We start from the raw sequence: 321 nt of genomic DNA on the forward strand, positions 1-321 counted from the left end.
CTTGAAATCTTACCTTGTGGCGATTATCCCCTTGGCCTTGTTGTGTTTGGTATTGCCTAACTTTACTAGCACAAGTGCGCTAGGCGCTATGTCGGCCCCGCTCACTATTACCTTAGTATTGGCCTCGGTGGGTTTGTATGGTGTGTTTTTGTTTATTCAAACCCGCAGCCATACTCACTTTTTTATGAACGAAGACCACCAAGATGAGCACGACTTTCATGGGCCGCTAGGCAGTAATCTTTACCACTCAATTATGTTAGTGGGCTATTTGCTGGTGGTTATTTTATTGGCTAAAAGCTTAGCTTTTCCAATTGATAGCAC

General features: G+C 43.9%; 1 protein-coding gene. It reads left to right on the forward strand.

Annotated elements, in window-relative coordinates:
* Positions 1 to 118: 118 nt before the first annotated feature.
* Positions 119 to 321 (forward strand): hypothetical protein (locus Q4528_RS13185; protein WP_303521943.1); only part of this gene is annotated, 203 nt, incomplete at its 3' end.

It is taken from the genome of Staphylococcus pasteuri, assembly GCF_030547725.1.
Taxonomy (GTDB): domain Bacteria; phylum Bacillota; class Bacilli; order Staphylococcales; family Staphylococcaceae; genus Staphylococcus; species Staphylococcus pasteuri.